The following is a 4,958-nucleotide window of genomic DNA, read 5'->3' on the forward strand; positions in this document are numbered from 1 at the left end:
GCGCGGCCTCCTCTTTTCCTCCTACCTTGATCGCTCGGTTTTCTCGAGCTTTTATAAGAATGGTCTTGCCGCTCGCCGCAGCCGAACGACCGGAGCGTAGCGACTGAGTGAGCGAGGAAGCGGAAAAGAGACTGGTTTTACACTGAGCACTGACGCTCTGAGGCTTCTTATGACGAAACAACAGAAAACAGCGCTGAACATGGCTAAATTCATCCAGAATCAGTCTCTGCTCCTGCTGGAGAAGCTTAACGAGCTTGCTCTCGATGTCGAGGCCGACCTTTGTGAGAAACTCCACGATGATGCGGAGCATCTTTTCCGTACACTGTCCTCGAGACTGGATGAATTACAGGATGGTAACTGATGGCCAGAGTGTCTATTAGTGAAGCGGCACGGCTTGTTAAGGTTAGTCGCCCCACAATTTACAAGATGATTAACAGTGGGAAGTTAAGTTACACCTCTGTTGTAAAGCACGGTAAGGCTATTAAAGTTATTGATACTTCAGAGCTTATTAGAGTGTTTGGTTCTCTTGATGGTGTCATCGATACTGTAAAATATGATGTAAAAAGTGACGCAGAATCTACAGGTGTTAACAGCGTTGGTTTACATGATTTACAACATAGAATCGCTTTACTTGAAGCTGAAAACGATGGTCTTAAAGGGGCTGTTAAGGCTCGAGATGAGCATATTGATTCCCTTCGTCAGGCTATGCAGCTTCTGGAGCACAAGCACGAACCTTCTTCACCACCCCATTCCCCGTGGTGGAAATTCTGGAAAAAATCCTGACCCCGTCATGCTTCCGTTTTCCTCTCCGGCCATCCCGGGGAGTTCCTGAACCTTCCCAAAAATCGTCAGATCTCTGAACGCTCCTCACCACTAAAAATACCCACACCCCACGCAAAATTAACATTTTGCAGATTTGTATTTAATATCAGTGGGTTACTTTCCTGAAATTTCGTTTTTTAAATTTTATTTATATAGATCCGACTCTATGACGAGTCGTCATAGAGTCCCCGGCGAGTCGTCATAGAGTCGGTAACGACTCAGGACTATAAAAACAATAAGTTAATAACGACCCGACTCTAGACACGACTCCCCGTTTGGTTGTTTTTTAGACTCGGCGACTCTGGGTACGACTCTAGTGAAGATTCGCCGGTGAATCGTGTGGTGAGTCGTCCGGCGACTTGCCATAACGTGATTGCCGGCCGTCGACGAACCCGATTTCTGAACGTGCTGAAAACCGGTTTTCCGGCTGCGCCGGCAACGCTTCACGGCCACGCAATAAATTGCGTCCCCGTTCACCGTTTTCGGATGGGAAGAACGCCGGAAACAGGACTTACCCTGGCTGAATGGCGTGAATTTTCGCGCTATGCACTTGCGTGCATACTCATGCATGCCGTAAAAACAGAGCCTGCGCGTTTCTGGCGGGTTTTCGGGTGGTTTGTTGCCTGTTTTACCGGTTTCCCGTCAGAAACGCCCTGAGGCCGTTTTAGCGGTGCGTACAATTAGGGGGTTATGTTAAATCCACACCAGCTACAGACGTAAAAAAAGCCCCGCAGGGCTTTATATCTATATATCTGTTCTCATCCAATCCCATGTGTCTTGGGTGAGCCATCCTGCGTATTCTTTGGTTACACCAATCACAAGCAAGGTGTCATTATTGTCCAGATGCCTACGCAAACGATCCGACAGTTGTTGCGCTGTTTCTCCGGTTGATATTAGCCATGTGGAATCTAAAGGGTGGCACCACCCCGGCGATTTTTTTAACTCATCATATAGTGCATTGTAGTTTTGACCTGCTTGATTCAGGTCATAAGAGACACAGTAAACTGACATAGAACCATCCTCTTTAATCAAATGTGGGGCAGCCCGTTAGGGCTGCAGTCACAACTTACTTCTTCTTTTCACGATTAATTGGAATTTTGAACATCCCACCGTTTGGACGGGTGATCCGTTTGCCCTTTACTGTGATATAAGGGCGAAAAATGTATGCCTGAGACTCGTCTGTCTGCATGGTGCATTTCCTATTTTTCGCCACATGAGTGTTGATTTTTGCTATCAAAATTGTACTGTAGCAACCAACAAATCTTGTGGCTGGCTTTATCAAGCTCTTGAGGTGGTACTCAAGTGCCGCATTTGTGTATGGTTTGTTACGGGTTAGTTCTGGTGGTACAGGCTAACCCACTTACTTCAAAAAACGTCGTTTTTCTCCTTTCATGCGTCATTTCCTAGATGTTTCTTCACTGTATCAGCTCCGCTGAGCATAAATGCTACAAAGAGAAACCATCCCCATCCTGAAACCGAGTGTAAAGCTAGCACTGCTGAGCTGACAACTGCGGCTAAAGGAACCATTTGGTATAGAAAAAATCTCATAGACCCCCTGCATTTAGCTTTTTTTAACAAGTGTTCCATAACGTGCTATCTATTAAACGCACCTGTTGTTTTAGAACGCTTGTATGCTATCCTTAAGTCCTGATTTTGTCAATATTTACTCATTTTGTTGTTTAAGGATGGCGTAAGGGGTGTTCTTATGATGGTTAATTTTAGTCTTTCTAACGCATTTTCCTTTATGGATGCTCAAAATATGAGCATGTTGGCGGTGTCATCCGCGAAAGACGACATAAACTTGGCTAACGTGGTTTCAGTGAGTGATGTTCGGATACTGAAATCTGCTCTGATATTTGGGGCTAACGCTAGCGGGAAGTCTAATCTCATGAAAACAATTTCTTTAATGAAAGATATTGTTTTGCATTCCGTGCAAGCTATTGAAAGTAGCATTACAAAGAACGTAATACCGTTTTTGCTTGATGAGGATGGACCAAATAAACCATCTGAAATGGAAATGACTTTTATTTCAGATGGGGTTAAATATAGATATGGATTGTCTATTTTTCAGGGGAAAATAAAAGAAGAATGGTTGTACTACACACCAAAATCAAGAGAAACCATTCTCTTTGAAAGAGATGGTCTTTCTATTGAGGTAAATAAGGCGGCTTTTAGTGAGTCAAACCTTTTTATCAAAGAAGGGGTTATTCAAAAAACAAGGGAGGATGTTCCATTTGTTTCGGTTGTTGCTGGTTTTAATGGTGAGCATTCAAAACGAGTAGTTAATTGGTTTAACAATATCGTATTCCTTTCTGGTTCTAATGAAGGGATGTTTACAGCAATTACCATGAAGTTAATAAATGAGTCTGAGGATTTTAAGGCTTGGCTAAAAAAAATACTTCCAGCATTCCAGATTAATGATATTTACCTCGATGAGGTCGCACCTGATTTTCCATTTGGAAATATAAAAACAGATGATGATAATTTAAAAAATTTATTTAGTTCAATACAAAATTTTGCAAAAAACCAGAAGGTTTTTTCTCTTAGAGTAGTGAAAAAAACAGCTAGCGGTGAGATTTCAGTACCTATTGATTTTGAGTCTGAGGGTACTAAAAAGATAGTTTATCTTCTTGGTCCAATCTACAATGCCATGATAAACGGTAACTTATTGTTAGTTGATGAGTTTGATTCTAAGTTTCACACCCTTTTGTCTAAGTTTTTGTTTAGAATATTCCATGCGCAAAGCGAGGGGCTTAGCCAAATAATAGCTGCTGTTCAGGATGTTAATCTAATGAACACTGATTGTTTTAGACGTGACCAGATTTGGTTTGTTGATAAAGATATAAAATCAGGAAGTAGTCATCTCTATTCTTTGGTTGAGTATAAAGAGAAGCAGCGAACTTTAAAATCATCGTATGGGCATGATTATTTATCTGGTGCATTTGATGCTATCCCATTGTTTGATAATTTAGATGAATTTGAAAAACTTATGCCTGAGGGATGATTTATGTCAAAGAGAGGCCGCGGTCTTCGTAGCTCTTCGAGGAAAGAGGAAACAAAATCCTCAAAGAGCATTATGAAAACTACAGATAGATTTATTTCTGTTAGTTTTAGATATTTTCATAACGTCGATGATATTGGTCAGTCTATTGATTCTTGGAGGGTTGACGGCAGTTTGCCAGATTTAATTGAAAAGCTTGTTTATCTTACAGCTAATGGGATAACAAAAGTCAGCTCTGATGGTATTTTTACTAACTACACTCGATTTCCAGATTCAGCAGTTAATGATTTTAAATGCCCTGATGAAATATCAGTTGATGAGAACTGGGGTGTTATAAAAAATATAGGAGGCCAGAAAAGAAGGGTTGCTGGTTTTTTAAAGGATAATGTGTTTTATATAGTTTTTTTTGATAAGGATCATCGGTTTTGGAAGAGCAGGAAATAGGCTTAGTTACGATTGTACTGTATGTTGAGGCAAGATCTTCTTGAGATCACTGTGTTCTCGTCGTAATCTCTCGCTCTGTAAACGAAAAAACCGCCTTGGCGGGCGGTTTTTTCGAAGGTTCCAAGAGTTGGCGCTCTTAGAACCAAGGTAACTGGCTTGGAGGAGCGCAGTAACCAAAACTTGTTCTTTCAGTTTAGCCTTAACCGGCGCATAACTTCAAGACTAACTCCTCTAAATCAGTTACCAGTGGCTGCTGCCAGTGGCGCTTTTGCATGTCTTTCCGGGTTGGACTCAAGACGATAGTTACCGGATAAGGCGCAGCAGTCGGACTGAACGGGGGGTTCGTGCATACAGTCCAGCTTGGAGCGAACTGCCTACCCGGAACTGAGTGTCTGGCGTGGAATGAGATAAACGCGGCCATAACAGCGGAATGGCACCGGTAAACCGAAAGGCAGGAACAGGAGAGCGCACGAGGGAGCCGCCTATCAGAAATGATAGGTATCTTTATAGTCCTGTCGGGTTTCGCCACCACTGATTTGAGCGTCCGTTTCTGTGATGCTTGTCAGGGGGGCGGAGCCTATGGAAAAACGGCCGCTGCGCGGCCTCCTCTTTTCCTCCTACCTTGATCGCTCGGTTTTCTCGAGCTTTTATAAGAATGGTCTTGCCGCTCGCCGCAGCCGAACGACCGGAG

Annotated in this window: 5 protein-coding genes; 4 read left to right on the forward strand and 1 reads right to left on the reverse strand. The window is 42.8% G+C overall.

What is annotated here, in order from left to right:
* Window positions 1–169: 169 nt before the first annotated feature.
* The 4 genes from ACOTXL_RS23710 (at window position 170) to ACOTXL_RS23725 (ending at window position 4,267) form a co-directional block, all read left to right on the forward strand.
* Entirely contained in the window at window positions 170–361 is a 192-nt protein-coding gene (locus ACOTXL_RS23710) for a Rop family plasmid primer RNA-binding protein (protein ID WP_045265536.1), read from the forward strand.
* Entirely contained in the window at window positions 361–783 is a 423-nt protein-coding gene (locus tag ACOTXL_RS23715; protein WP_045265535.1) for a helix-turn-helix domain-containing protein, read from the forward strand. Before ACOTXL_RS23710 ends, ACOTXL_RS23715 begins: the two co-directional genes overlap by 1 nt.
* Before the next feature lie 1,744 nt (window positions 784–2,527).
* Window positions 2,528–3,826 (forward strand): AAA family ATPase, encoded by a 1,299-nt coding sequence (locus ACOTXL_RS23720; RefSeq protein ID WP_045265534.1) that lies wholly within the window; start codon window positions 2,528–2,530, stop codon window positions 3,824–3,826.
* A 72-nt stretch (window positions 3,827–3,898) separates the two neighbouring features.
* Window positions 3,899–4,267 carry a hypothetical protein gene (locus ACOTXL_RS23725; protein WP_045626380.1) on the forward strand — a complete coding sequence of 123 codons (369 nt, stop codon included), beginning with the start codon at window positions 3,899–3,901 and terminating at the stop codon, window positions 4,265–4,267.
* Between the two features lie 236 nt (window positions 4,268–4,503).
* On the opposite strand, the gene ACOTXL_RS23730 is transcribed toward ACOTXL_RS23725, so the two are convergent.
* Window positions 4,504–4,617 carry a hypothetical protein gene (locus ACOTXL_RS23730; protein ID WP_032634168.1) on the reverse strand — a complete coding sequence of 38 codons (114 nt, stop codon included), beginning with the start codon at window positions 4,615–4,617 and terminating at the stop codon, window positions 4,504–4,506.
* Window positions 4,618–4,958 lie beyond the last annotated feature (341 nt).

Origin of the sequence: Enterobacter cloacae complex sp. IR5402 (genome assembly GCF_049238125.1) — a bacterium.
GTDB classification, from domain to species: Bacteria; Pseudomonadota; Gammaproteobacteria; order Enterobacterales; family Enterobacteriaceae; genus Enterobacter; species Enterobacter hormaechei_C.

Bases quoted from the DNA above. Each gene is read 5' to 3' on its own strand.
- ACOTXL_RS23710 (WP_045265536.1), top strand. From the start codon at position 170: ATGACGAAACAACAGAAAACAGCGCTGAACATGGCTAAATTCATCCAG.
- ACOTXL_RS23715 (WP_045265535.1), top strand. From the start codon at position 361: ATGGCCAGAGTGTCTATTAGTGAAGCGGCACGGCTTGTTAAGGTTAGT.
- ACOTXL_RS23720 (WP_045265534.1), top strand. From the start codon at position 2,528: ATGATGGTTAATTTTAGTCTTTCTAACGCATTTTCCTTTATGGATGCT.
- ACOTXL_RS23725 (WP_045626380.1), top strand. From the start codon at position 3,899: ATGAAAACTACAGATAGATTTATTTCTGTTAGTTTTAGATATTTTCAT.
- ACOTXL_RS23730 (WP_032634168.1), bottom strand. From the start codon at position 4,617: ATGCACGAACCCCCCGTTCAGTCCGACTGCTGCGCCTTATCCGGTAAC.